Source organism: Sphingobium sp. TomTYG73 (assembly GCF_055394245.1).
On sequence record NZ_AP027340.1, the window covers coordinates 534659 to 560898 of the forward strand.

Consider the following 26240-nt stretch of genomic DNA (forward strand, 5'->3'; position numbering starts at 1 on the left):
CGACCATGAGTTACAAAGTTCTGCTCGTCGAGGATGATGCCACGACGGCCGACTATATCGCAAAGGGCCTTGCCGAAGAGGGCTTTACCATCGACCGTGCCGAGGACGGGCGGGAGGGATTGTACATGGCGACGGAGGCAAGCCATGACGCGATCATCCTCGACCGGATGCTGCCCGGCATGGATGGCATGGCCGTGCTGGCGGCGTTGCGCGCGGCGGGCATCGAAACGCCGGTGATGATCCTGTCCGCGCTTGCGACGGCCGACGAACGGATCAAGGGATTGACCAGCGGATCGGACGATTATCTCGCCAAGCCGTTCGCCTTCGCCGAATTGCTGGCGCGGCTGCGGATCATGTTGCGGCGGGGGAAGGCAGGGCAGGCCGAAACCCGGCTGACATGCGGCGATCTGGAAGTGGACCTGCTTTCAAGGAAAGCCATGCGAGGGAGCCGGTCGGTCGACCTGCAACCGCGCGAATTCCGCCTGCTCGAATATATGATGCGCCACAGGGGCGAGGTCGTTACGCGGACCATGTTGCTGGAGGGCGTGTGGGATTATCATTTCGATCCCGGCACCAATGTCATCGACGTCCATATCAGCCGTTTGCGGCGCAAGATCGATGAAGACGGCGAGCGGCCGTTGATCCACACGGTGCGTGGCGCGGGCTATCGCCTGAGCGAGAATGGCTGATGCGCATCATGCGCTGGCGCTATTCGGTCATCTGGCGCTTTGCTCTGCTGATCTTCCTGATGCAGATCGCCTGCGTGCTGGTGTCGCTGTGGGCGGTCCATCGCTTCACTAGCCAGTCAGTCAACCATGCCAGCCGCGAGATCGCGGTCGGCCTGCGCGACGACATATCGGCCACCTACGCCGCTGCCGGATTAGCCGCCGCCGGGGCGACGGTGCGCAGCCGCATCGCCGCAGATCCGGTCGGCGACTCCATCCTTCTGCTCATGGGACCCGACGGTCGCCGCATCGCCGGCAATCTCGATAAATGGCCCGATCATGTCGGCACGGCTGAATCCTGGCGTCTGGTGAATCTGCTGCACGCTCCCCGCCAGCATGGCGATCCGCAGGTCATGGGCATCGTCAGCACGCGTTTCCCTGACGGCACGCGCCTGCTGACCGGACATGTGGTGGAAAGCGACTTGCGTTTCGGCGGCTATCTGGAAGCCGCGCTGTTGAGCGCTGTCCTGATCGCGGTTCCCCTTGCGGCGGGGGCCGCCTGGCTTTCAGCCTCTATCATGCGGAGGCGACTGCACGCCGTGGCCGATACGGCAAGCGCGGTGAAAACAGGCGACATGGAACGCCGCATCGCCCTGACCGGCAGCGGAGACATGTTCGATACGCTGGGCCAGGCGATCAATGCCATGCTGGACCGGATTACCGGGCTGGTCGACGAACTGCGTCTGGTGACCGACGGCCTTGCCCATGACCTGCGTTCGCCGCTCACTCGCTTGCGTGCCGTGCTGGACGGAGCGGTCAAGCAAAGTCATGATGAGGCCAGCGTCAGCGCACTTGAACGCGCGGTTGAGGAAAGCGACACGCTGCTGCGCATGCTGGACACCGCCCTGCTCATCAGCCGGGCCGAAGCCGGAATAGGTCGGGACAGCTTCATGCCGGTCGATATCGCTGCGCTGCTCCATGATTTTCAGGACATGTACGGCGCCTTGGCCGACGAACGGGATGTGACCATTTCCGTGGAGGCTGAAGCCGGCTTGTTTCTGTTTTCCAATCGAGAGATGCTGGGGCAGGCGCTTTCGAACCTGATCGATAATGCGCTGAAATATGGTGGTGATCGCATTGGCCTTTCAGCGCGCACTGAAGCCGGGTCGATACTGATTCAGGTGTCCGACAATGGTCCCGGCGTTCCAGAGGAGCATCGCGAGCGCGCCCTCAGCCGCTTCGCCCGGTTGGACCTGTCCCGCCACATCGCGGGCGCAGGCCTTGGCCTTTCGCTCGCCGCCGCTGTCGCGCGGCTCCACGGCGGCGCGCTCGTGCTGGGTGACGCGGAACCCGGATTGCTTGTCACGCTGTCGTTCCCCTATTCGCCGAGTGACGGTGAGGCTGCGCAATCGACGTCGGCGATTTAGCATTTCCCCACCTTTGGGATTGCGGAAAGCGATAAGAGCGGGGCGGCATTCTGGTTCTGAATGGCTCCCGGAGGTGCTCCGCTTTTCCACGAAATCAGTCTATTGACGGCGCGCCATATCGCATTTAGCCCGCGCGGGGCTGGACAACTCACGGAATGAACCGCGACGCGATCTGGACTTCGAAGGCCCAGCCGGATGTGGCGATCGGCCGCTGCAAAGGACTGGACTATGCTGCTGCCGGGCATCGCCGCGGGAATGTTGATGATGGGCGCACAGGCGGCAACGGTCGACGCGCCGCCACCCGAGGCGTCGCCGACGGTGGATGTTGCAAGCGCTGCGGCCGCGCTGAACATATCCTTGGCTCCCAAATCGGAAAACGGCGCGGAGGAACAGCCCACCGACATCGTGGTGACCGGCGCAGATCGAGCCCCACCGGGCGACCCGCTTGAGCATCTCAATGCAAAAAGCTTTGAAGCGGTTCAGTCGGTTGACAAGGCCGTGGTCGAGCCAGTGGCGAAGGCCTATAATAAGAGACTGCCCAAGCCCGTTCGGAAGGGTTTCCGTAACTTCTTCGCCAATTTGCAGGAGCCGGTGGTGTTCGCCGCTTATATGCTCCAGCTGAAGCCCGGCAAGGCGGTGGAAACGGTGGGGCGCTTCACCATCAATACGACGCTTGGGGTCGCTGGCCTGTTCGACGTCGCCAAGCGCAAGCCCTTCTTCCTGCCCTATCGGCCCAACGGTCTCGCCAACGTGCTTGGCTATTATGGCGTAGGTCCGGGGCCATATATGTATCTGCCCATCGTGGGGCCGACCACGCTACGCGATATCATCGGCGATACGGTGGACAAGATGGCGGTGCCTTTCCTGATCGGAAAGCCCTTTACAAAGCCTGCCTACGTCATTCCGGCGACGATCCTCAACCAGCTTGGCGAGCGCGCGGCCTTTGACGATACCGTCCAGAAAATCCGCAAGGAGGATGATCCCTATGCGGCGTATCGCGAGCTGTATCTGAAGCAGCGTAAGGCGGAGATTGAGGCGCTGCACGGCCGGGCGAGCGATGACGTGGTGCCGGTTTATGGGCGACAGATGGGGGAAGGTGGGGCGGCGTCGCAATAACAGACGCTCTGCTGATCTTCGATGCCGCTCAACCTGGATCGCATCACAAATTGAGCGGCGCCGGGGGCAGTGTGCGTGAACAGACGCACCGCGAATGTCGCGAGAATATAGAAGATACGGCGCAGCGCCTTCTGCGTTCAGAAGGCGCTGTTTACACCCGTGCAGATCAACTTCAATTCAACATAGTCATCGATGCCCCAGTGGGAGCCTTCGCGCCCAAGACCTGATTCCTTGACGCCGCCGAAAGGCGCGACCTCCGTCGAGATCAGGCCGCTGTTGAGGCCGACCATTCCATATTCCAGCGCTTCCGAAACGCGGATGCTTCGATCCAGATCCCGCGTGTAGACGTAGCTGGCAAGGCCAGCCGGAGTGTCGTTGGCCATCGCGATCGCCTCCGCCTCGCTTTGGAACCGTACCAGACCGGCGACCGGGCCGAAGGTTTCCTCCTTGCAAAGCAGCGCGTCGGCGGAAACATTCGCCAATACCGTGGGAAGGAAGAAATTGCCTTCGCCCTCGATCGCGTGACCGCCGGTCAGAATATGCGCCCCACGCGTCACTGCGTCATCGACATGAGCGGAGGCCTTGGCCACTGCCCGCCCGTCAATCAGGGGGCCTTGGTCTGTGGGTCCGCTCATGCCCGCGCCCACCACAAATTGGCTGACGCGTTCGGCCAAGCGCGTTGCAAAGGCTTCGAAAATGTCATCCTGGACCAGAAAGCGGTTTGCGCAGACGCATGTTTGGCCGGTGTTGCGAAATTTCGACATCAGAGCGCCTTCAACCGCGCTTTCGACATCGGCGTCATCGAAGACGATGAAGGGTGCGTTGCCGCCCAGTTCCAGGGAAACACGCTTCACTGTCGACATGCAACGTGCCGCCAGCATTTTGCCCACGCCCGTCGAACCCGTAAACGTGAATTTTCGCACTCGCGGGTCCGTGGTCAGGATTTCCCCGATCGGTGCCGCATCGCCGGTCACGACGTTGAATATCCCTGCGGGCACCCCGGCTTCCTCCGCCAACACGGCGAGCGCCAGTGCCGAAAAGGGTGTGAGCTCGGAGGGCTTGAGCACCATCGAGCAACCGGCGGCCAAAGCGGGGCCTGCCTTGCGCGTGATCATGGCGAGGGGGAAGTTCCAGGGCGTGACGGCGGCGACGACGCCAACCGGCTCCTTACGTACGGCCAGACGGCGATCGGATGCGTGCGGCTGGATCAGTTCGCCATTGATCCGCCGTGCTTCCTCCGCGAACCATTCCAAAAAGGAAGCTGCATAGGCGACCTCGCCTTTGGCCTCGGCAAAAGGCTTGCCCTGCTCCAGCGTCAAAATTGTGGCCAGATCGTCCTGGTGCGTGAGCATCAGTTCGCCCCAGCGCCGCAATATGGTGCCGCGCGCCTTTGCAGCCAGCTTGCGCCAATCGACTTGCGCCCGCCAGGCGGAGGCAACCGCCTGTTTTGTTTCGTCCGCGCCCAAATTGGGCACAGTCCCCAATTCAGAGCCGTCCGCGGGATTGGTGACGGCGATCTTCGCCGCTCCCTCGACCCACTGCCCGTCGATGAAAGCCGCTTCCTTGAGCAGGCCGGGCCGAGAGAGAGTGTGAGGGAAGGTCACGCCACCTCCCTCGCGGAAACTGTCAGCGCCTTCTCCAGAATATTCAGGCCTTGCTCCAATGTTTCGTCCTCAACAGTTAGCGGCACCAATATCCTTATAGCCTGACCGGACTGGCCGCAGCTTAGCAATATCAGCCCTTGTTCGAGCGCGCGAGAGCAGACGCGCTTTGCCTCAACGCCGTCGGGCTGGCCATGTTCATCGACGATGTCGAAGGCAATCATGGCGCCGGGGCCGCGCAGGCCGGTGATCTTCACCAGATTCTTGTTCTCAGCGAACTGCGTAATGCGTTCCCGAATTCTGTGGCCGATGACATTGGCACGGTCGAGGAGACGTTCATCCTCGATAACATCCAGCACGGCCAAGGCTGCAGCCAGCCCGACGGGAGAGCCGCCATAGGTGCCCCCCAGACCGCCCGGGCCGATGACGTCCATCACATCAGCGCGCCCTATGACCCCGGAAATCGGAAAGCCGCCGCCTAGCGATTTCGCCACGGTAAGGAGGTCGGGCTTGATCGGCATATGTTCGATGCCGAACATCTTGCCGGTTCGCCCGAAGCCGGTCTGAACCTCGTCCGCGATCACCAATATGCCATGACGGCGACGGATATCATCCAGCGCCTGGAAAAATTCAGGCGGCGGGCTGTGAAAGCCGCCTTCGCCCTGAACCGGCTCGATAATGAAAGCCGCGATGCGTTCTGGTTCGATGTCGGCCGCGAACAGGAAATTGAGAGCCTTGAGCGTTTCCTCAACGCTGACCCCGGTGGTCGGGCTGGGATAGGGGAGATGGTAGATTTCCCCAGGAAAGGGTCCAAGGCCCTTTTTGTACGGCGAAACCTTGCCGGTCATGGCGGACGTCAGCAGGGTCCGGCCATGGAAGCCGCCCGCAAAGGCGATGATGCCGGGGCGGCCGGTGGCGGCGCGTGCGATCTTGACCGCATTCTCGGTCGCTTCCGCGCCGGTCGTGAAAAAGATGGTTTTGGCATCGCCATCGACGGGCGCCAAAGCGTTCAGCCGCTCAGCCAATTCGATATAAGGCGGATAGGCAACCACCTGAAATGCCGTGTGCGTGTATTTGTCGATCTGGTCGCGAACCGCCGCGATCACCTTGGGGTGACGATGGCCCACGTTGAGAACCGCGATCCCGCCCGCAAAATCGATATAGGCATTGCCTTCGACATCCCAGATGGTGGCGTTCTCGGCCCTGTCGGCGATAATATTGGTGGCGGTGGCGACGCCCTGCGGAATGGCTTCCTTGCGACGGGCGTTATATTCGGCGTTCCGCATCTGACGACCTTCATGATGGTTTCTGGAATCTGTCTTGATGCTGACACATTAGGGGATTCTGCCTTCCGGAAGCAGTTGCTTTCGGCGGCCGCTTTGGTAACCTGAGGTCACCATCTACTCCTATGGCTGAACGCGATGAACTCACCATTGCCTCCTTTCTCCGCTCTCAAAGCCTTTGAGGCAGTGGGCCGATTGGGTGGTATCCGGCGAGCAGCGAAGGCCCTTGGCGTAAGCCATGCCATTGTCAGCCGTCATGTAAGAGGGCTGGAAGAGCGTCTGGGCGTTACCTTGCTTGACCGGGAAAGCGGGCAGCTCACAGCGGTCGGCGTTGATTATCATGGCCGTTTGGTGAAGGTTTTCAATGAATTGAGGGAAGCAACGGATGCCGTTCAGGGCAGGACCGATGGCAAGCTCGTAATATCCTGCGTCGGGGGGTTGGCATTGCATTGGTTGGCTACGCGGCTCGCAATGTCTTCGGGTCGAAACGGAATGCCGCCGGTCGATCTTCGATCCGAAGAAGGTCTCCTTGACCTTTCGAACAACGCCGTTGATGGCGATATTCGATATATTGGCGATAGCCAGACGCTGGACCGGAAGCGTGGGGTGAGAACGCTTGAACTGGCGAGGCCACATGTTTTTCCGTTGGCCTCACCGATGTTCGTCTCTCGCTGGGGCGACAAGATCCGTTCGGCGGAAGACCTGGCAACATTGCCGCTGATCGAGGAACGCAGTGATGTGGAATGGCGCATGTGGATGAAGGCGCAATCTATCGATCTTCCGCCGAACATCCCGACCGGCAGATACGGCCATGCTCATCTGGCGCTGGCCGCCGCGCGCGCGGGGCAGGGGATCGCGCTTGGCAATCACTATCTCATTGCCGAAGATCTTGCAGCGGGTAGACTGGTGAAGGTGGTGCCTCGTGAAAAGGAATTCGTGCCTGTGACACTGGGAGCTTATGTTTTCAGGGGTCCCGCCAATCGGTGGTCGGACCCATCAATCGTCCGTTTCAGACGCTGGCTTGCGGCGCAATTCAGCGCGGACCCGGCATATTGAGCGCGTCTTCGACAGGCTTACGGGGACGCGTTTGCCTGAACATATTTCGTTTTGAAGTCAGGGCAGGGGGGAATGTCTGAAATGTTGTCACTGGAATATCTGGCTTCCCCTGAGTGGAATGGCAAGATCGCCCAACTTATCGCTCTGGAAGGTAAGGCGAGAGCAGAAGCACTGTTTGACATGTTCTCGGCCGCGCTCCGATCAGATGAGATGATGTTGTTCCATTTTCGTGAAAATGTAGGGCCAGAGGTCGTGCAACATCGTACGCTGAAGTCAGTCAGGCAGCAGCAGATCAACGATTATAAAAATGGATTTTACCTTACCGATCCATTCTATCTCGCCATTGAGCGGTCCATCGAAAATCAAGCGATCAGTCTTAAGGATGTGGTAGATCAGGATGATTTTCAAACCAGCGATTTCTTCGTTCGGCACTATATCGACACCGATCTTGTCGATGAGATGTGCTATTGCATGTCCGACGGGCAGGGTGGGCACATATTGCTTTCTTTCGCCCGGTCCCGTGATGCGGGGCGTTATTCGGATGAGGAATTGGAACTGGCCAAGGCGATTGCTCCGATTGTCTTCGGTACGCTTTCTTCGAGCTGGCGACATTTTGCCGATCCGAAACTATTTGTTCCTCCTTCGCCCGAAGAAGTGAAGCTGCACGACGATCTGAAAAGAGCCCGCGATAATTTCGGCCGTTCCTTGTTGACCGATCGGGAGTTCGAAGTCGTTCAGATGATGCTTAGGGGATATCCGATAGATGTGATCGCCAAACGGCTGAAAATGGCCGAGGGCACGGCGAAGGTGCATCGGAGGAATATTTACGCCAAGCTGGATATCAGTTCGATGGCGGAGCTGTTTTCGCTGTTCATCGACGTGGTTGGGGAAGTGAATGTCGGCCTGGATGCCGATCCGTTGCTCCAATATGGGCAGGTGCCCCGCAGCAACTGACTTGCCCTGACTGCTCGTGCTCTATTTGTCTTTTGTTTTCCGCATTTTCCGAGCCAGAAGATGATGTCATCTGCTTCGAAAATGCCTCAGGGGGCCGATTCATTATGTCGCAACCATATGCGGATGGAAGCGAGTTGGACTGAGGCGAGGAAGTTGTCGTCGCGCTTGTCGTATCGGGTGGCACCGCGCGGAACTGCTTGAGTTTGCTGAAGAAGCGTTCGACGAGATTGCGGTATTGCCCGTCGGACGTTCTATCGCGGGTATGATCGCTTCGTCGAAGGCGGGCGGGAAGCGCTGGAAGATCGGCCATCGGCGTCAAGCCGGGTGTGGAACCGCATCGGCGACGATATCCAGCATCAGATCGTCGAGATGGCGCTGGATTACAGCGAGTTGTCACCACGCGAACTGGCGGTGCGCTTCACCGACGAAAAACGCTACTTCGTGTCGGAAGCCTTGGCTTACCGCCTTTTGAAGGCCCATGACCTGATCACCAGCCCGGCTTATGTCGCGATCAAGGCCGCTGATCAGTTCCATACCAAGACCACCTGGCCGAACGAGATGTGGCAAACCGACTTCACCTACTTCAAGATCATCGGGTGGGGCTGGATGTATCGGCGCTTGCAACACCGCAAGCTCGCCGTCTGACATCAAAACCCAGACGGATCGGCACTCCGCTAATTACGACGAGACGTGTGCCGAATGTTCTGACGACGGACAATGCCGATCAACTGGGCTGCGCGCGTGAACGACCCTGTAGACGCCACAGCCAGAAATTCGTCGAACCCGTCCCAGGACGACATAACTATCCCTCCCACGCAATAGTGTATTGAGGAAAAACCCTATTACCGCCTTATTGGCCTAGTGCTAAGAGGCGCAATGTTATTTCGGATCGAGGAAATTGAATGAAAACCCGCGCCGCCGTCGCTTTCGAAGCCAAAAAGCCCCTTGAGCTGGTCGAGCTTGACCTGGAAGGCCCAAAGGCGGGTGAGGTGCTGGTGGAAATCATGGCGACGGGCATCTGCCACACGGATGCCTACACGCTCGATGGTTTCGACAGCGAAGGCATCTTCCCCTCGATCCTGGGGCATGAGGGGGCAGGGATAGTTCGGGAGGTCGGGGTCGGCGTAACGTCCGTAAAGCCCGGCGATCACGTCATCCCCCTATACACCCCGGAATGCCGCCAGTGCAAAAGCTGCCTCTCGGGCAAGACCAACCTATGCACCGCGATCCGCGCCACCCAGGGCAAGGGGCTCATGCCCGATGGCACTACCCGCTTTTCCTACAAGGGGCAGCCGATCTTTCATTATATGGGCTGCTCGACCTTCTCCAACTTTACCGTTCTGCCGGAAATCGCCGTGGCGAAGATAAGGGAGGACGCGCCGTTCCAGTCGAGCTGTTATATTGGCTGCGGCGTCACCACCGGGGTCGGCGCGGTCGTCAACACCGCCAAGGTGAAGGCGGGCGAGAATGTCGTCGTCTTCGGCCTTGGCGGCATCGGCCTTAATGTGATCCAGGGCGCCAGGATGGTGGGCGCGGGCAAGATCATCGGCATCGACATCAACGCCGACCGTGAGGAATGGGGCCGCAAGTTCGGCATGACTCATTTCATCAACGGCAAGGGACTGTCGCGCGACGAAACCGTGGCGAAGATCCTTGAGGTCACGGATGGCGGGGCCGACTATAGCTTCGACGCCACCGGCAACACCGAAGTCATGCGCACCGCGTTGGAATGCTGCCATCGTGGCTGGGGTGAAAGCATCATCATCGGCGTGGCGGAGGCGGGGAAGGAAATCAGTACCCGCCCGTTCCAACTCGTGACCGGCCGGGTGTGGAAGGGGACGGCTTTCGGCGGCGCGAAAGGCCGGACCGATGTTCCCAAGATCGTCGACTGGTACATGAACGGGCATATTCAGATCGACCCGATGATCACCCATCTTCTGACGCTGGATGAAATCAACAAAGGCTTTGACCTCATGCACGCGGGCGAAAGCATCAGGTCGGTGGTCCTTTTCTGAAAGCACAGCTTCAATGGGAGCGGAATATCCAGATGGCAGTAATCTCCGACGATGGCGACGTCGCCCCTTTTCGCGATCCGGCGGGCACTGACCAATGAGCATAGAGCAGGTCAGCGCGAGCCGTTCGTTCGAAGGCGTGCAAGGCGTGTACAAGCACGCGTCGAGCGCGACCGGAACGGAGATGACCTTTTCGGTCTTCGTTCCACCACAGGCGGAAGGGCGGAAGCTCCCCATTGTCTGGTATCTGTCCGGGCTGACCTGCACCCACGCAAATGTGACGGAAAAGGGCGAGTTTCGCCGCGCATGCGCCGATCTTGGGCTGATCTTCATAGCGCCCGATACATCGCCGCGCGGCGATGATGTACCGGACGATCCGGCGGGCGCTTATGATTTCGGCCTTGGCGCGGGCTTCTACGTCGATGCGACCGACGCGCCCTACAACCGCCATTATAAGATGTGGTCCTATCTTACAGACGAACTGCCACAAGTGATCGCGGACAATTTCCCCGCCGATATGACCCGGCAGTCGATCATGGGCCACTCCATGGGTGGTCATGGCGCCTTGACCATCGGACTGCGCCACCCGGATCGATATGCGGCAGTTTCTGCCTTCGCCCCCATCGTTGCCCCAAGTCAGGTTCCGTGGGGGCAGAAGGCTTTGTCAGGATATCTCGGCAACGACCGCAACGCGTGGCGGAAGCATGATGCGGTAGCCTTGATCGAGGACGGCGCGAGGGTCAGCGCGCTGCTGGTAGACCAAGGCGGGGCAGACATGTTTCTGGATCAGGAACTGCGCCCCCATCTGCTGAAGGACGCCTGCGCCGCAGCGAATATCGATCTCACCCTCAACATGCGCGAGGGCTATGATCACAGCTATTATTTCATTTCCACCTTTATGGCGGATCATCTCCGCTGGCACGCGTCACGTTTGGCTATCCACAATTGAACAGCAGATGGTTCATCCGATATTCGAGGTGGAATAAGCGCTCCGCTTCGACATAGTCCGGCTTGCCGCTGTAGCGATGAGCGTGATGGCACCGCCGACGCAAAAGCCCCTTCGTTCTGCATGGTCGATCATTACGGCGGGTTTCGGTATCATCGGCCCGCCAGCCATGCGCGATATAAGTATCGTACCGTAGCGCGCCCCCGACGCGACCGTCCTACTTCAAGCATTCAAAGCCCCGCCTTGGCTTACTGACGTCAACATGCTGTCGAGAAGCAGGGACGTAGATCAGACGAGGAACTGAGATGGACCATGCCCGTCACGATCATCACGCCTCCATGGCGGAGCAGAATGTGCGCGATCCCGTCTGCGGTATGACGGTCGATCCGCATGGCACTGCACATCGCGCCGAGCATGGCGGCAAGACTTTCTATTTTTGCAGCAGCAAGTGCCAGGCAAAGTTCGCGGCCGATCCCCTACGCTATATTGGCGGAACGCCGCCCATCCCGAACGCAAACCCTGATGGCACGATCTGGACCTGCCCAATGCACCCGGAAGTGCGACAGGATCATCCCGGCGCCTGTCCGATCTGCGGCATGGCTCTCGAACCGGAAATGGCGCGTGCGGAGAGCGGTCCCAGTCCGGAACTGGCCGATATGACACGTCGCTTCTGGATTGGCCTCATCCTCGCCTTTCCCGTGTTCGTGCTGGAAATGGGCGGGCATCTGTTTCCCGCTCTTCATCATTTCGTGCCTATGCCGGTTTCAACGGGGATTCAGCTAGTGCTGGCGACGCCCGTCGTGCTTTGGGCCGGATGGCCGTTTTTTGCGCGGGGCTGGGCCTCACTCAAGACCCGCAACCTGAACATGTTCACTCTGATTGCCATGGGCACGGGTGTCGCATGGGCTTACAGCATGGTCGCCGCACTGGCCCCCGAGCTGTTCCCTCCGGCCTTCCGCAACGCCGATGGCATGGTGGCTGTGTATTTCGAGGCAGCGGCGGTGATCACTGTGCTCGTCCTGCTTGGCCAGCTTCTCGAACTGCGCGCGCGCGAGCGAACGTCAGGTGCGATCAAGGCACTCCTCCGCCTGGCGCCCAAGACGGCCCGCCGTCTGCTCGCAAATGGCGAGGATGAGGAGGTCAGTCTCGATCTCGTCGGCGTTGGCGACCGTCTTCGGGTGCGACCGGGCGAAAAGGTGCCCGTAGATGGGACTGTCGAGGACGGACGTTCATCACTGGACGAGTCCATGGTGACGGGAGAATCCATGCCGGTCACCAAGGCCAAGGGCGACAGCGTCATCGGCGGTACACTCAACCAGACCGGCGCCCTTGTCGTCGTGGCCACCAAGGTCGGCCGCGATACGATGCTGGCCCGCATCGTGCAGATGGTCGCCGAGGCGCAGCGGTCGCGCGCGCCGATTCAACGCGTGGCCGATCAGGTTTCGGGGTGGTTCGTGCCGGTCGTCATCGCCGTCGCTGTCCTTGCTTTCGCCGGTTGGGGTATCTGGGGGCCGGAGCCTCGCTTCGCCTACGGCCTCGTCGCGGCTGTCGCGGTACTGATTATCGCCTGCCCCTGTGCGCTGGGCCTGGCAACCCCGATGTCTATCATGGTGGGCGTGGGCCGGGGCGCGGGCCTGGGCGTCCTCATCAAGAATGCCGAAGCGCTGGAGCATATGGAGAAGGTCGACACACTGGTCGTCGACAAGACCGGCACGCTTACGGAAGGGCGTCCCGCCGTGACCGCCATTGTGCCGACTGAAGGCCAGATGGAGGCCGAGTTACTACGCTTCGCCGCCTCGGTCGAACGGGCTTCGGAGCATCCGCTTGCTCTTGCCATTGTCGAAGCCGCCCGCGGCCGGTCGATGGTCTTGCCCGAGGTTGGCAAGTTCGATTCTCCCACCGGACGCGGAGCGACCGGCATCGTCGAAGGGCGCCGGATCGTCCTGGGCAACGCGTCATTTCTTGATGATCAGGGCGTCGATACCGGTGCGCTCGCCGCTGCCGCTGACGATCTGCGGCGGGACGGCGCAACTGCGATCTTCGTTGGTATCGACGGCGAAGCGGCTGGCATTATTGCCATCGCAGATCCCGTCAAGCAGACCACCCCGGAAGCGCTCGCTGCACTGCGTAAGGAGGGAATCCGCGTCGTGATGCTGACCGGCGACAACAAGACCACGGCGCAGGCGGTGGCGGCACGGCTGGGCATCGACGAGGTCGAGGCGGACGTGCTGCCCGATCAAAAGAGCGCGGTCATCGCCAAGCTCAAGAGCGAGGGGCGGGTGGTCGCGATGGCCGGGGATGGCGTGAACGACGCTCCAGCCCTTGCTGCCGCCGATGTCGGCATTGCCATGGGTTCTGGAACGGATGTCGCCATCGAGAGCGCAGGCGTGACCTTGCTCAAGGGCGATCTCAACGGCATCGTTCGCACCCGCCTCCTTAGCCGGGCGACCATGTTGAACATTCGACAAAACCTCGTCTTCGCCTTCATCTACAATGCCGCTGGCATACCGATCGCGGCGGGCCTGCTCTACCCGCTATTCGGCATCCTGCTTTCACCCATGATTGCGGCGGCGGCGATGGCGCTGTCATCCGTCAGCGTCGTCACCAATGCTCTGAGGCTGAACAGGAAAACTCTATGAACATGAGCGGACGGCTTTCCAAATCCTCTGTCAGCGTACTTCGGAAAGGAGCCTACGCGATCCCGGATCGTCCATTCTGATCAGAAATAAGCCGATTGCCCAATTTGGCGGGGTTTGGGCGCGCGCTCTGTGCCAACCTTGCGCCCCGCGTTTCACGAAACTCGCTCACGGGGATGTCGGTCGAACCAGAAGTCGCGCGCCTGAAATAGTCAGCTATCCCTTCAGAGCGCGTAGTCGATCTGCGCCCAGAACTTCTTCGTGTCAGCGTCGCCGGTGAAGCTGGCGACCCCCTTGCGATCATAATCGGCATATTTGACGAGCGCGCTCAGATGCTTGTCGAACTTCAGCGCGACCTGCGCATTATATTCGTCGCCATAATGGATCGACAGCCGGTCGCTGCTGAAATGATGATAGGTGAAGGACGCGACAAGCGGCCCCGCCTTGCCAATCTTGGGCACGGTATAGCCGACGCCCGCATAATAGTCCTGAATGCCTGTCCCCGGCGTCGTCAGGAACTTGTCCGCCCAGCCGTTGAACTTGTGCAGCGTTGCGAAGGGAGTCTGGAAGGCGAAGCCGCCCGCAATCCCCGTCGCGCCCGCATCGGAGCCGAGCAGTTCATATCCGCCGGTCAGCTTGAATGCAGCGACATCCAACCCCAGCTCCGCAGCGGCGTAATCCGCCGAATAATCGACCGGATTGCCCCTATAGTCGCTCTGGTGCGCATAGCTGGCGAGGTAGCTGAGCTTCACCTGCTTCGACAGCGGCATTGCGCCCGCAAACCGCGCGCCATAGGTCTGGCTGCTGTTCCGGCGCAGCGCCACCACAGCTTCATCCTCATCGACGAGATAGGCAAAGCCTGTCAGCGTGCCATACTTGGTCTTGTAGGAGACATTGGCGAAAATATCGTCGCCATCGATTTGGGTCGGCCGGTTGGTCGCACCGAACTTGCCGCCATCGATACCCCAGATGGTCCGGGCAGAAATCGCGTAGGTCACGTCGACCTTAAGATTCTTGACGCCCATATATTCGACCCGCACGGCATCGAACGTCTGTTCATTCTGGCGCCACGCGACCGATCCGACGAAACGCTGATCGTCCAGATTGATCCGCTGACGCCCGACCGTCACCACTAGCGGCTTGGTGCGATACTGGAGCTGGAGGCGGTTCAGCTCGACATTTTCCGGGTCTGGCACCACCGGATAGAGCGTCTTGCCATTGACGCCGCTGTTATAATCCTCGTCGATCGCCAGCGTGCCTTCCCCCTCGGCCAGGAAGGCGAACGGCCCCTTGGAAATCTCGCCACCCGCGCGCAGACGCACAGTCACCGCATCGGCATCGCGGCTGCTGGTGAGCGGCGCAGGACCATCCTGGTCCACCGTCTCATACCGCAGACGCGCCTCGATGATCGGCTTGAACACAATGTCCTGCGCCAGCGCCGGTCCTGCGATGGCAGTCAAGGCCGTTGCCGACAACAGAAATGAAATTCTACCCATAAATCCCCCTTAAAATTGCTCCCGATGGCTTTTTTCGGCCTTTTCAGAGCATCCTCTCCAAGCTGGACTATTGTTGGTGAAATCTCAGACGGCGAGCGTTGCTGGATTGCGGTAGCGCTCGTGCAGGAAGTGGATGACGGCCGATCGCGCCTCGGCATATTCGGGCGTATCGATGGCTTCGAGCCGGTTGCGCGGCCTGGCGAGCGCGATGGTGCGATCCTCACCGATGCGCGCCGCCGGGCCGTTGGTCATCATCACCACCCGGTCCGCCAACAGCACGGCTTCATCCACGTCATGGGTGATCATCAACACGGTGTTGTTGAGCCGCGCCTGCAAATCCATGACCACATCCTGCAACGCGGCTCGCGTCAGCGCGTCGAGCGCGCCGAACGGTTCGTCCATCAACAGCACGCGGGGGTTCATGGCGATAGCACGGGCAATGCCGACGCGCTGTTTCATGCCGCCCGAAAGCTCGCCCGGCCGCTTGGCGGGGGCATGCGCCATCTGGACCAGTTCCAGATTATGCATGACCCAATCCTTGCGTTCGGCCTTGCTCTTGCCCTGCGCCGTCTTGTCGACCGCCAGCCGCACATTTTCCTCGACCGTCAACCAGGGCAGCAGCGAATGGTCCTGAAAGACCACCGCCCGATCCGGTCCCGGCGCATCCACCACTTCCCCATCTAGGAAGATGGCGCCGCGCGTCGGCTTGACCAGGCCCGCCACGGCATTGAGCAGGGTCGACTTGCCGCAGCCCGAATGGCCGATCAGCGCGACAAACTGTCCCTTTTCAACTTCCAGATCGATTCCGTCGAGCGCGCAGAAGCGTCCCGCCTTGGTCGGAAATTCGACGGTGATGCCTTCTAGTGCGAGATAGCTGCGTTGTTTCATGAACGCCTCCCTTGTTCAGCCTGCGCGGCCGATGATGCGGCCCGCAAAGGCGACGATGCGGTCCAGCGCAAAGCCCACCAGCCCGATCCAGATCAGCGCCACGATGGTGTCGGTTAGCAGCGAACTGTTGTAACTGTCCCAGATGAAGAAGCCGACGCCGGTGCCGCCCTGCACCATTTCAGCCGCCACAATGGCGAGCCAGCTCATGCCGACGCCGATGCGCAGGCCGGTGAACATGTGCGGGACCGTGGCGGGCAACATGATGCAGGTGAAATATTCGATTGGATTGAGCGCCAGCACCTTTGCGACGTTGCGATAGGCCGCCGGAATGGTTTGTACGCCCGCGGCCGTATTCAGGATGACCGGCCAGATCGCGGTGATGAAGATCAGGAAGATCGCCGAGGGCTGCGCCTGCTGGAAAATGGCGAGGCTGATCGGCAGCCATGCCAGCGGCGGTACTGTCCGCAACACCTGAAACAGGGGATCGAGCGCCCGGAAGGCAAATATGCTCTGCCCAATCAAAATGCCCAGCGCCACGCCGACGATCGAGGCCAGGCTGTAACCGATCAGCACCCGGCTGAGGCTGGTCAGCACATGCCCGGCAATGCCGACATCGCCGCCGTCTTGAATGCTGAAATGGGTGAGGCCGATGTCCACGCCCTTGAAGGGGTGGACGATCACCTCATGACTTTCCTGCCAGACCTTGAGCGGGCTGGGGAAGGTCGTGTCGGGTGAACTGCACAGCAGCTGCCAGAAGGCGAGCAACCCGACCAGCATCACCAGCGTCGGCAGAACATTGGCGGCCACGGCCCGCCCCGCCTTGACCAGCGGATGGACCGGCGCCGCGACCGGTTCGAAACTGCGGCGGGCAATCGCTTCTTCGGGATAGGGCAGGATGACCCCCAATTCGGTGGCGGCTGGAGCGGCACCGGCGGCCGAAGCCGACGGTACGCTCTTGCCGTTGGATGATGGCGAAGCCATGGCTTTCTCCCTCAATCAGACGCGCTTGATCGCCAGGCTGGCCAGATAGGCCTTGGGATTGGCGGGATTGAATGTCTTGCCGTCGAAGAATTTCTCGACGCCGCGGCTGTCACTGGCCGGACCCTTGCCCCCCAGCATCGCGGCCGCCTTGCGCCAGATGTCGGATCGGTTGACCTTTGCGATCGTGCCCGTGGTGTCGAGCGTCATGGGCAGCTTGCCCCAGCGCTGCTCTTCGGTCAGGAACCACAGGTCATGGCTCTTGTAAGGGAAGCTGGCATAGCCGTTCCAGAACTTCATCTTGAACGGTGCATTCGGATATTTCCGCCCGTCGCCCATGGCGAAATTGCCCTGCAACCGGTCGGCAATGTCGGTGATCGGACATTTCAGATAATCGCGGCCAGCGATAGCCCCGGCGAGGCGCGTGACATTGTTCGGATTGTCGGCCCAGCGCTGCGCCTCCAGCACTGCCGCCGTGATCGCGACGGCCGCGCGCGGATATTTGGCGACCCAGTCGGAACGCATCGCAAAGCTTTTTTCGGGATGGTTCATCCACATCTGACCGGTCGAAACGGCGGTGTAGCCCAGTTGCTGCGCGACCAGCTGGTCGTTCCACGGCTCACCCACGCAGAAGGCGTCCATTGTGTCCGCCTTCATGTTCGCGACCATCTGCGCCGGCGGAATGGTGATCAATTCCACATCCTTGTCGGGATCGATGCCGCCCGCCGCCAGCCAATAGCGGATCCACAGGTCATGCGTCCCGCCGGGGAAGGTCATGGCCATGGTGATCTTCTTGCCCGCGCCCTTGCGCTGCGCGATCACGCCCTTCATCTTGGCGGCATTGATATCGGCCTTCGCACCCAGATATTCCTTGGACACCGAAATGCCCTGGCCGTTGACGTTGAGGCGGGCAAGAATGCTCATTGGCGTTGCCTTGCCGATCCGGCCCAGCGTCAAAAGATAGGGCATGGGGGTCAGGATATGCGCGCCGTCAATGCCGCCAGCGGCGCTGCCCAACACCAGATTGTCCCGCGTCGCGCCCCAACTCGCCTGCTTCGTGACCTGCACATCAGGCATGCCATATTTGGCGAAAAGGCCCAGTTCCTTGGCAATGATCAGCGGCGCCGCATCCGTCAGCGCAATGAAGCCGAGCTTGGCGCCGGTTACTTCCGGCCCGGCTCCAGCAGCAAAGGCGCCGGACGGAAATGCCTGTTGCACTGCGGCAAAAAGGGCCGCAGTTCCGGTCGTCTTGAGCAGCCCGCGCCGACTGACGCCATTCGGATTGTCCACCTCTGCCATTCCCCAAATTCCTTCCCTGTTGTGCGCTTCGGCTGCACAAAGGCGCAGCCAGCCGTCGCCAGAAATGCGTTCCGGCGTTTGAAGATGATGTTGAGAGCCGCCCGGCAGCATCCAGGCCGCCAGCGGAAAACCAATAAAAAAGCCGCCAGGATAAAGGTCGATCGACCTATCCGGGCGGCGTCATTGCCGTGCAGATCCGTTGAACCGTGCCGTCATCGGCTAGGTTCAACTTATGGATCGAAGCGCCCCTGCTCCGATAAAAAGCAAGCTGTCATCGATTCATTGGAGTCGCAAGCATTTTTTTGCGCTGCACAAATTTAATTTGCCCAATGGTCCGGGGATCGAAAATAGTCCTGTTGAGATATAGGGCAAGCCCGGTCTCGAGAAGACAGACATCTGGAGAGAACCAGCGGCGAAGGCGGGCCGGCGGGCTGCGCCTGACAGCAGCGCGACAATTCCATCAGACGAGGAGGACATAGGCCGCCCCCAAGCCAGCGCACGTAAACAGGACCGGGATCATGCCGACTTTGAAGCGGAAGACGGCGATCGCTGCGCCCACTGCCAAAACAAGCGCCGGAAGGTTCAGCGACGCCAGAACGGGCATATCGAAACTGCTGCCCACGAAATGGACCGGCCGTACTTCGCGGAACAGGGTATGGATCGCAAACCACAGCGCCAGGTTCAGGATAACCCCGACCACGGCGGCAGTGATTGCGCCAAGAGACGCCGAAAGTGCCCGGTTCCCTCTCAGCCCTTCGACAAAGGGCGCACCCGCGAAAATCCAAAGGAAGCAAGGCACGAACGTAACCCAGGTGGTGAGGATTGCCCCCAGCGTTGCCGCCACGAGCGGGTTCAACCCGGTCGCTTCGCGAAATGCCGCGAGGAAGCCGACGAACTGCGTCACCATGATGAGCGGACCGGGCGTCGTTTCCGCCAGCCCCAGACCATCCAGCATCTCGCCGGGGCGCAACCAGCCGAAGGTGCCCACCGCCTCTTGCGCCACATAGGCCAACACCGCGTAGGCTCCGCCGAAGGTCACGACCGCCATCTGGCTGAAGAAGGCCGCGATTTTGGTGAAGACATCATTGGGTCCCGCGAAAACAAACAGCAGGACCACGGGTGCGAGCCAGAGGAACAGCAAGGTTGTCGAAATCTTGAGCGACCAGGAAAGGTTGGGCCGGGCGTGATCCGGCAGGCCTTCGCCAAGTGCGGTGTCGCGATCATGGACAATGTTGCCGCCGCCCGATCCGTGGCTGCCGCCGCCCCTGAACGCGGGAAGACCCGCCCGGCCGCCGATATAGCCGCCAAGTGCGGCCGCCAATATGATGACGGGGAAGGGCGCGCCCAGGAAGAAGATCGCTGCGAAAGCTGCGACCGCCATGCCCCGCATCACGTTGTTCTTGAGCGCGCGGGAGCCGACGCGAACAACTGCCTGAACGACGACCGCCAAAACAGCGGCTTTGAGGCCGAAGAAAAGGCCTTCGATCAGAGGCGCATGACCGAGCAGCACATAGATGTAGCTCAGCGCCAGGATCGCCAGGAAGCCGGGGAGGACAAACAGGGCTCCTGCGACCAAGCCGCCCTTGGTCTTGTGCAACAGCCAGCCAATATAGGCTGCGAGTTGCTGCGCCTCGGGGCCGGGCAGCAACATGCAATAGTTGAGCGCGTGCAGGAAGCGTTCTTCACCGATCCAGCGTTTCTCATCGACAAGGATGCGGTGCATGACGGCGATCTGACCTGCTGGTCCGCCGAAACTTAGCGCGGCGATCCGCGCCCAGACGCGCACGGCCTCTCCAAAGGCGATCCCATGATCTCCGTGCGAACCATCAGCGCCTTCGTGAAGATCGGTGATGGTGGTGCTCATCGCTCGGACTTTCTGGTGCTGAAATAGGCGTGGAACTGGTTGAGCGCTTCGCTGGCGGTGGCGACGCGCTGGAGATCGTCGTCGGTCGACGCGCAGACACCCGACAGCATGGCGCCGACGCCCGCCGTTTCCGGCCGGGCGAACTTGCCATCGCCAATGTCCAGTTCATGGATGATCTCACTCATGGCGACGAGCGGAGCGGGAGAAACAACCGGCTATTTATGGAGGCCGTGCTGTGGATTATCCGGACAGGCAGTCCATGGCGCGACCTTCCTGCGGTGTTCGGTAACTGGAGCACGGTGTTCCGACGATTCCGCGACTGGCGCAAAGCCGATGTTTTCAAACCCACGTCGAAGCAAGCCCATCCCGCTCGGTAGCGAGATGTACAAGTGGCGGCATTTGATCGAAAACTTCTTCTGCAAACTCAAAGAGTTCAAGCGCATCGCCATGCGCGCCTGCAAAACAGATCAAAGCTTCGAGGCCATGATCTGCCTCCCCGCCGCCGTCATCAACTCGCGATGAATCCCCACAGGCCTTAGGTTGCAGACCCACAATCGCCATAGTCCGGTGTAGATGTAGCTAAGCGAAACTCTTGTACTTGCTGCCACGCTAATCGTGCAAGCTCCGGAAATGCTTCGGCCCGCTCCGCTGCTTGCACGGATGACGCCGTGCCGCGGATGACGCGGCCTTTGATGCCGTGAAAGATGGCCGCCAACCGAAAGAAATTGAACGCAATATAGAAATGGTAATTGGGAATAGAGGCTCTGCCTGTCCGCTTACAATAAGCTGCGACATATTCGTCCTCAGTTGGAATATTGAATGCGGCAAGGTCGACGCCGCCCAACCCCGCCACAATGTGGGGCGGCATACGATACATCATCGCGTTATAGGCGAAGTCCGCGAGCGGATTACCGAGCGTCGACAGTTCCCAGTCGAGAACGGCCACAACCCGCGGTTCCGTTGGGTGGAAGATCATATTGTCAACGCGGAAGTCGCCATGCACGATCGAGGACTCGTCGTCGGGCGGAATATTAGCGGGCAGCCATTCGATCAGCCGATCCATGTTCGGATCGCGTCCGGCCTCGACATCTCCAAGATACTGCCGTGACCAGCGGTCGATCTGGCGTGCGAAGTAATTGCCAGGCCGGCCATATTCACCCAGCCCTACGGCGTGGTAATCAACTCCGTGAAGCTGGGCCATAGCAGCGTTCATCGCATCGAAATAGGCCGGGCGGTCGGCAACATTAACCTCTGGCAGCGTAGCATCCCAGAAGATGCGCCCTTCCACCAATTCCATGACATAGAACCATCGGCCGATCACGCTATCGTCAGTGCACAGCCCATAGACGTGCGCCACCGGGAAGCCGGCTTTTTCGAGGCCGGTCAATACCTGCGCCTCGCGTTCGATCGCATGCGCCCCGGCCAGTAACTGCCCCATAGGCTTACAGCGCAGAACATAAGCCCGGCCAGGCGTCATAAGCCGGTAAGTTGGGTTGGATTGCCCGCCCTTGAACTGGTCAACACTCAACGGACCGGTGAAACCCGCGACATTCGACTTCATCCAGCGGGCCATCGCCTGCTCATCGAAGCCCTGACCCGCGCGTACCGGGGTCGTGCCCACATTGGACTGCGGATCGGTGCTCATTCGATATTCGCAATTGCGAAGGTGCGCTTAATTTTTTTGGCCAGCGACCATTTATGAACTTCTGTCGGACCGTCATAAATGCGGAAAGCCCGGATTTCGCGAAAGACCTGCTCGACGACCGTATCGCGCGATACCCCCGTGCCGCCCAATATCTGTACGCAACGGTCAGCCACGCGGTAGAGCGCCTCCGACACCGCAACCTTTGTCATAGAGCTTTCAGTCACAGCTTTGTCTCCGCGGTCGAGTGCATCGGCGCACCAATCGATGATCAATTCACTCTGCTTGAGGTCGATCAAATTTTCCGCCAGCATGAAGCCGACGCCTTCGTGATCGATCAGCAACTGGCCGAAGGCCTTGCGTTTGAGCGCATAGGCTGTCGCAATTTCGTTGGCACGCATAGCGCTCCCCAACCAGCGCATACAATGTGTCAGCCGGGCCGGGCTGAGGCGTATCTGTGCGTAGGCGAACCCTTCGTGCGGCGCACCGAGGATGGCGCTGGTCGGCAGGCGTAAATCGTTGATCGTGACGACCGCATGGCCACCCGGCATCGAACTGTCGATGGTGTCGATCAGCCGATCCTGCCTGATCGCGGGATGCGGAAGATCGACCAGAAACATGGTCGCGGTATCCTTGCCGTCGCGCACCGTCTTTGCCATCAGGATCGCGAACGCCGCGCCTTCGAAGCCCGTCGCGAACGCCTTGCGCCCGTTCACGATCCAGTAGTCGCCGTCCTGCCGCGCCATCGTCATCATCATCGAGGGATCGGACCCGGCGCCGCCCTCTTCCGCCGGTTCCGTCATCAGGAAGCAGGAGCGGCTGTGCCCCGCGATCAGCGGGTCAAGGAAACGCGCTTTCTGCTCTGTCGTTGCGACGTGGCCCAGAAGGTAGATATTGCCCTCATCCGGCGCGGCTGTGTTCAAAGCGACGGGACCGAGCGGTGACAGGCCCGACGCGCGCAGGATCAGTGCGGTTCCGCGGTGTGTGAAGTGAGACCCATCTGGTCGAACATGCGGTGTCAGCAGCCCCGAAGCGATGGCCTTGGCCCGCATCTCCTGGACCAACGCATCGGATGGCCCATGATCTCCCTGGCGATAATCCGTCTCAAAAGGGATGACGACATTCCTGACGAAAGCTTCCACCTTGCCAGCGATGATTTGCGCTTCGCCGAGATCATTTTCCATCAACATGTGTTCCTGCACATGGCTGGACGGAGGGACTGCCTATTGCCCTGTTGGACCTCACAGCGCCTCGATCCCGGCCCTCAGTGCATTGAGGAAAGCGATGACGGGGCCTCCGTCGATCGCGCGGTGGTCGAAGGTCAGTGAAAAACAGACCATCGGCTTCACCGCCACAGTCCATTCACCGTCTACCATCGCTGCGCGAGGCGAGTGAACGATGCCGCCCACGCCCAGCAGCGCAACTTGCGGAACATTCAGCAAGGCTTCGGCGCGCATGACAGGTCCGACAGAGCCGGGATTGGAGATCGTAAACGTTCCACCTTCGAGATCCGCTTGCCTGACCGATCCGGTACGGACGCTCTCCGCCAATGCGGCGATTGCCTGAGTGAGCGCCATCGGGTCTTGCTGTTCCGCGTTACGGATCACCGGCACTATCAGGCCGTCTTCCGCATCGACCGCGATCCCCAGATTGACCGTTGGCCAAAGCGACAGTCCCTGCTCGCCCCAAGTCGCATTTAACTTTGGATGTTTGAGAATGGTTGTCGCAGTGACATGGGCGATATAGCCCAGAATGGAAGGCGTGGGTTGCCCCGCCTCTTTCAGGGCAGCGCGCCTTGCGAACAGCGCCGAAAGATCGATCTGCATATCCGCCGTCAACGAAGGCACTGCCGCCGCTTTCGTCAGCGTTTGGGCAATGGCCTTTCGCCGCATCGAGTGCGGCGCGAGCGTCAGCCGATCGCCGCCGCCTGCGGCAAGAACGTCGTCCTGCGTGACTTTGCCGCCGGGCCCGGTTCCGGTCACGGCCGACAGGTCAACGCCACGATCCTTTGCAAGTTTGCGAACCAGCGGGCTTATCCGTCCCGCAATGCCTTTCATGTCAGTCGGGTCGGCCGTTGCGGTCGAGGGCGCAATGGCCTGTTCCGCAACTGTGGCCGGGCCAGCCTCATCAATTGCCGCCAGCGCCTCCGCGATCGCGGTCGGTGACGTGCCGGGCGGAACCCAGAGGCCAACCTTGTCGCCAATCTTCATCTCGTCGTCTGTCCGACCGATCTGTCGGGCGAGTATCCCGGCCTCGACCGCTTCGACCTCCGTTGCGGTCTTGTCCGTCTCCACCTCGTAGAGGATATCGCCTTCTTTGAAACTGTCGCCTTCCGAAATTCGCCATTCAAGGATCTTGGCATTCTCTACCGAGCCCATTTGCGGAATGTTGAGGGTGTGTAGAATGGACATTGGCATTTCCTCAAAGGCTCATCAGGTCCCGTGCCATCTGTGCGATGGCATCGATGGACGGGATCGAAAGGGCTTCCAGATCACTGTGCTGGGGCAACGGAAAATCCTTCGCGCCAAGGCGCAGGATTGGTGCTTCCAGATCGAAAAATGCGGTTTCCTGTATCTGCGCCGCGATTTCCGCGCCGGGGCCAGCGGTCTTGGCCGCCTCATGGACGACCATTGCACGATGCGTCTTGCGCACCGATCCGAGCACGCAGTCCCAGTCCAGTGGCACAAGGCTGCGAAGATCGATCACCTCGACATCGATGCCGTCGGCGGCGAGCTGATCGGCCGCAGCAAGTGAGCGAGATACCATCGACCCATAGGTTATCAGCGTCATGCTGTCGCCTTGGCGGCGGATCGCGGCCTTGCCGATCGGAACGATGAATTCAGGGTCGAGCGGGACAGATCCCTTGCTCCACCCCAGGCTCTGGACGCTGTGAAACAATACCGGGTTGGGTTCGCGCAGCGCCGCTTTCATAAGCCCCTTTGCATCTTCCGGCGTCGAGGGAACGACCACCTTCAATCCCGGAAAATGCATCCCCAAGACTTCGGTGCAGCTTGAGTGTTCCGGCCCCGCGCCGCCCATCGCTCCGATCGGGAAAATGATGACGGCAGTCATCGGCACATTCAGGCCGTGCATATAGCGCCATTTAGCGAGCTTATGATAAATCTCATCGCCAGCGATCAGGGCGAAATCGCCAAAGCCCATATTGATGACGGGCTTCATCCCCGCAATCGCCGCCCCGGTGGCGAGGCCCGCCTCGAACGCTTCGGAAATATTGCTGTCCAAAACCCGGTCGACGCCGAACTCGTCGATCAGCCCCTTTTCCGTGCCGAACCATCCGCCCGTGGCGACACCTTGCCCCAGCACGAATATGCTGTCGTCGGCGCGCATTTCTTCAACCAGGGCAAGGCCCATCGCCGCATTATAGCCCATCGTTTCAGTCGACATAATAAAGATCCCGTTCGATAACCGACATGTCGGGGTCGGGCGCGGCCTTTGCCTCCCGATAGGCTGCATCCACGATGGCTTCCGCCTCCTCGATCAGCCGTGCAGCGGCATTTCCCGAAAGCCGCGCGGCCAGAACATCCAGCGGATCGCGATAATCGTCGAATTCGCTGTCGCTGCGATAATTTTGGGGATCGCCCGCATAATGCCCGCGACGGCGCGTGACCTTGGCTTCGATCAGCGTCGGCCCGTCGCCCCGGCGCGCGCGATCGACCGCTTCACAGGTCGCCGCATAGACTTCGATCGCATCCTGGCCGTCGACGATGACACTGGGAATATGATAGCCCGCCGCGTAGTCAGCGATGTCCGTCGTCGGGTTGACCGATCCCAGACGCGTACCAACCAGCAGGCCATTATTCTCGCAGAAATAGATCAGCGGCAATTTCCATGCCGCAGCGTGGACCATCGTTTCGTGAAACGTGCCCCTTGCGGACGTGCCGTCGCCGAAATTTGCCAGCGAGACCCGCCCGTCCTTTCGGATCTTGGACGCAAGCGCTGACCCGCCAGCCAAAGGATAGACGCTGCCCAGCGTCGCGCCTTCGCCCATCACGCTGATCGAATAGTCGGCCCAATGAGGAACACCGCCACCTTTGCCGCGTGTCGCGCCCGACATCTTGCCGAGCAGGTCGCCAAGGATGGGGCCGGGCGCCATCCCCTTGCCAATCGCCCAGGCAGCGCCGCGTCCCTGATACCAAAGATAATCCGATGTCGCGAGAGCGGCGGACGCGCCGATAGGCGCAGCCTCCTGTCCTTCGCCCGGATGCCACCAGCCGGAGAATTTATGATCCCGCGTGTGGCGCAGCATTAACCGTTCGATCGCGCGCGATACCGCCATGCGCGAGAACATCGTCTCGACGAGTTCTGAATTTGGCTCCGACATTGGCCCTCTTCCCATTTGGTTGTTTGCGGCAAGAC

General features: G+C 60.5%; 22 protein-coding genes and 4 pseudogenes. 11 read left to right on the plus strand and 15 right to left on the minus strand.

Features of this window, described 5'->3' with window-relative positions:
- Positions 1-5 precede the first annotated feature (5 nt).
- The 3 genes from ACZ5TH_RS15295 (at position 6) to ACZ5TH_RS15305 (ending at position 3208) form a co-directional block, all read left to right on the plus strand.
- Positions 6-689 carry a winged helix-turn-helix domain-containing protein gene (locus ACZ5TH_RS15295; RefSeq protein WP_464795159.1) on the plus strand — a complete coding sequence of 228 codons (684 nt, stop codon included), beginning with the start codon at positions 6-8 and terminating at the stop codon, positions 687-689.
- On the plus strand, positions 689-2092 hold the full coding sequence (locus ACZ5TH_RS15300) for a sensor histidine kinase (RefSeq protein ID WP_464795160.1): 1404 nt from the start codon (positions 689-691) through the stop codon (positions 2090-2092). Before ACZ5TH_RS15295 ends, ACZ5TH_RS15300 begins: the two co-directional genes overlap by 1 nt.
- Positions 2093-2320: 228 nt before the next feature.
- The gene (locus tag ACZ5TH_RS15305) at positions 2321-3208 is read left to right on the plus strand and encodes an MlaA family lipoprotein (protein WP_464795161.1); all 888 of its coding nucleotides are present in this window, start codon (positions 2321-2323) and stop codon (positions 3206-3208) included.
- Between the two features lie 137 nt (positions 3209-3345).
- Here the strand turns inward: ACZ5TH_RS15305 and ACZ5TH_RS15310 are convergent, their stop codons facing one another.
- Both ACZ5TH_RS15310 and gabT read right to left on the minus strand, forming a co-directional pair.
- Positions 3346-4812, minus strand: coding sequence for an NAD-dependent succinate-semialdehyde dehydrogenase (locus tag ACZ5TH_RS15310; RefSeq protein WP_464795162.1), 1467 nt, complete (start codon positions 4810-4812; stop codon positions 3346-3348).
- Positions 4809-6095, minus strand: coding sequence for a 4-aminobutyrate--2-oxoglutarate transaminase (gene gabT / locus ACZ5TH_RS15315; RefSeq protein ID WP_464795163.1), 1287 nt, complete (start codon positions 6093-6095; stop codon positions 4809-4811). The genes ACZ5TH_RS15310 and gabT overlap by 4 nt, the downstream gene beginning before the upstream one ends.
- A 135-nt stretch (positions 6096-6230) precedes the next feature.
- Here gabT and ACZ5TH_RS15320 point away from each other — a divergent pair, with 135 nt between their 5' ends.
- Both ACZ5TH_RS15320 and ACZ5TH_RS15325 read left to right on the plus strand, forming a co-directional pair.
- Positions 6231-7148 carry a LysR family transcriptional regulator gene (locus ACZ5TH_RS15320; protein ID WP_464795164.1) on the plus strand — a complete coding sequence of 306 codons (918 nt, stop codon included), beginning with the start codon at positions 6231-6233 and terminating at the stop codon, positions 7146-7148.
- Positions 7149-7199: 51 nt separating this feature from the next.
- The gene (locus ACZ5TH_RS15325; protein ID WP_464795165.1) at positions 7200-8102 is read left to right on the plus strand and encodes a helix-turn-helix transcriptional regulator; all 903 of its coding nucleotides are present in this window, start codon (positions 7200-7202) and stop codon (positions 8100-8102) included.
- A gap of 86 nt (positions 8103-8188) precedes the next feature.
- On the opposite strand, the pseudogene ACZ5TH_RS15330 reads toward ACZ5TH_RS15325, so the two are convergent.
- Positions 8189-8334, minus strand: a pseudogene (locus ACZ5TH_RS15330) (IS5/IS1182 family transposase); the annotation flags it as partial.
- Here ACZ5TH_RS15330 and ACZ5TH_RS15335 point away from each other — a divergent pair.
- The 3 genes and pseudogenes from ACZ5TH_RS15335 to fghA all read left to right on the plus strand — a co-directional run.
- Positions 8334-8714: pseudogene (locus ACZ5TH_RS15335) on the plus strand (helix-turn-helix domain-containing protein); the annotation flags it as partial. The pseudogenes ACZ5TH_RS15330 and ACZ5TH_RS15335 sit on opposite strands and share 1 nt — an antisense overlap.
- A 290-nt stretch (positions 8715-9004) precedes the next feature.
- Entirely contained in the window at positions 9005-10117 is a 1113-nt protein-coding gene (locus ACZ5TH_RS15340) for an S-(hydroxymethyl)glutathione dehydrogenase/class III alcohol dehydrogenase (RefSeq protein WP_464795166.1), read from the plus strand.
- 94 nt (positions 10118-10211) lie between these two features.
- Positions 10212-11063, plus strand: coding sequence for an S-formylglutathione hydrolase (fghA, locus tag ACZ5TH_RS15345; RefSeq protein WP_464795167.1), 852 nt, complete (start codon positions 10212-10214; stop codon positions 11061-11063).
- Here fghA and ACZ5TH_RS15350 read toward each other — a convergent pair.
- Positions 11062-11201 (minus strand): annotated as a pseudogene (locus ACZ5TH_RS15350) (enoyl-CoA hydratase/isomerase family protein); the annotation flags it as partial. The gene fghA and the pseudogene ACZ5TH_RS15350 sit on opposite strands and share 2 nt — an antisense overlap.
- Positions 11202-11365: 164 nt before the next feature.
- On the opposite strand from ACZ5TH_RS15350, the gene ACZ5TH_RS15355 reads away from it, so the two are divergent.
- Positions 11366-13699: a heavy metal translocating P-type ATPase gene (locus ACZ5TH_RS15355; RefSeq protein ID WP_464795168.1), complete on the plus strand. Its 2334-nt coding sequence runs from the start codon at positions 11366-11368 to the stop codon at positions 13697-13699.
- A gap of 221 nt (positions 13700-13920) precedes the next feature.
- Here ACZ5TH_RS15355 and ACZ5TH_RS15360 read toward each other — a convergent pair whose 3' ends face one another.
- The 6 genes from ACZ5TH_RS15360 to ACZ5TH_RS15385 form a co-directional block, all read right to left on the minus strand.
- Positions 13921-15192 carry an alginate export family protein gene (locus tag ACZ5TH_RS15360; RefSeq protein WP_464795169.1) on the minus strand — a complete coding sequence of 424 codons (1272 nt, stop codon included), beginning with the start codon at positions 15190-15192 and terminating at the stop codon, positions 13921-13923.
- A gap of 84 nt (positions 15193-15276) precedes the next feature.
- Positions 15277-16080, minus strand: a complete 804-nt coding sequence (locus ACZ5TH_RS15365; RefSeq protein ID WP_464795170.1) for an ABC transporter ATP-binding protein — start codon at positions 16078-16080, stop codon at positions 15277-15279.
- A gap of 15 nt (positions 16081-16095) precedes the next feature.
- Positions 16096-17061: a nitrate ABC transporter permease gene (gene ntrB / locus ACZ5TH_RS15370; protein WP_464795171.1), complete on the minus strand. Its 966-nt coding sequence runs from the start codon at positions 17059-17061 to the stop codon at positions 16096-16098.
- A 15-nt stretch (positions 17062-17076) separates the two neighbouring features.
- The gene (locus tag ACZ5TH_RS15375; protein ID WP_449469306.1) at positions 17077-18357 is read right to left on the minus strand and encodes a CmpA/NrtA family ABC transporter substrate-binding protein; all 1281 of its coding nucleotides are present in this window, start codon (positions 18355-18357) and stop codon (positions 17077-17079) included.
- A gap of 460 nt (positions 18358-18817) precedes the next feature.
- Positions 18818-20221 carry a chromate efflux transporter gene (chrA, locus tag ACZ5TH_RS15380; RefSeq protein ID WP_464795172.1) on the minus strand — a complete coding sequence of 468 codons (1404 nt, stop codon included), beginning with the start codon at positions 20219-20221 and terminating at the stop codon, positions 18818-18820.
- Positions 20218-20406, minus strand: a complete 189-nt coding sequence (locus ACZ5TH_RS15385) for a chromate resistance protein ChrB domain-containing protein (protein WP_464795173.1) — start codon at positions 20404-20406, stop codon at positions 20218-20220. Before ACZ5TH_RS15385 ends, chrA begins: the two co-directional genes overlap by 4 nt.
- Here ACZ5TH_RS15385 and ACZ5TH_RS15390 point away from each other — a divergent pair.
- A pseudogene (locus ACZ5TH_RS15390) lies at positions 20389-20562 on the plus strand (transposase); the annotation flags it as partial. The gene ACZ5TH_RS15385 and the pseudogene ACZ5TH_RS15390 sit on opposite strands and share 18 nt — an antisense overlap.
- A 58-nt stretch (positions 20563-20620) precedes the next feature.
- Positions 20621-20743 carry a hypothetical protein gene (locus tag ACZ5TH_RS15395; protein WP_464795174.1) on the plus strand — a complete coding sequence of 41 codons (123 nt, stop codon included), beginning with the start codon at positions 20621-20623 and terminating at the stop codon, positions 20741-20743.
- A 13-nt stretch (positions 20744-20756) separates the two neighbouring features.
- Here ACZ5TH_RS15395 and ACZ5TH_RS15400 read toward each other — a convergent pair whose 3' ends face one another.
- Genes ACZ5TH_RS15400 through ACZ5TH_RS15420 form a run of 5 tightly spaced genes read right to left on the minus strand, consistent with a single transcriptional unit; the run spans position 20757 to position 26205 of the window.
- Positions 20757-21866, minus strand: a complete 1110-nt coding sequence (locus ACZ5TH_RS15400) for a phosphotransferase (protein WP_464795175.1) — start codon at positions 21864-21866, stop codon at positions 20757-20759.
- Complete coding sequence (locus ACZ5TH_RS15405) at positions 21863-23047, minus strand: acyl-CoA dehydrogenase family protein (RefSeq protein ID WP_464795176.1); 1185 nt, start codon at positions 23045-23047, stop codon at positions 21863-21865. Before ACZ5TH_RS15405 ends, ACZ5TH_RS15400 begins: the two co-directional genes overlap by 4 nt.
- A gap of 57 nt (positions 23048-23104) precedes the next feature.
- On the minus strand, positions 23105-24274 hold the full coding sequence (locus tag ACZ5TH_RS15410) for a dihydrolipoamide acetyltransferase family protein (RefSeq protein ID WP_464795177.1): 1170 nt from the start codon (positions 24272-24274) through the stop codon (positions 23105-23107).
- Positions 24275-24284: 10 nt separating this feature from the next.
- Positions 24285-25268 (minus strand): alpha-ketoacid dehydrogenase subunit beta, encoded by a 984-nt coding sequence (locus ACZ5TH_RS15415; RefSeq protein WP_464795178.1) that lies wholly within the window; start codon positions 25266-25268, stop codon positions 24285-24287.
- Positions 25258-26205 (minus strand): thiamine pyrophosphate-dependent dehydrogenase E1 component subunit alpha, encoded by a 948-nt coding sequence (locus ACZ5TH_RS15420; protein ID WP_464795179.1) that lies wholly within the window; start codon positions 26203-26205, stop codon positions 25258-25260. The genes ACZ5TH_RS15415 and ACZ5TH_RS15420 overlap by 11 nt, the downstream gene beginning before the upstream one ends.
- Positions 26206-26240: the final 35 nt, after the last annotated feature.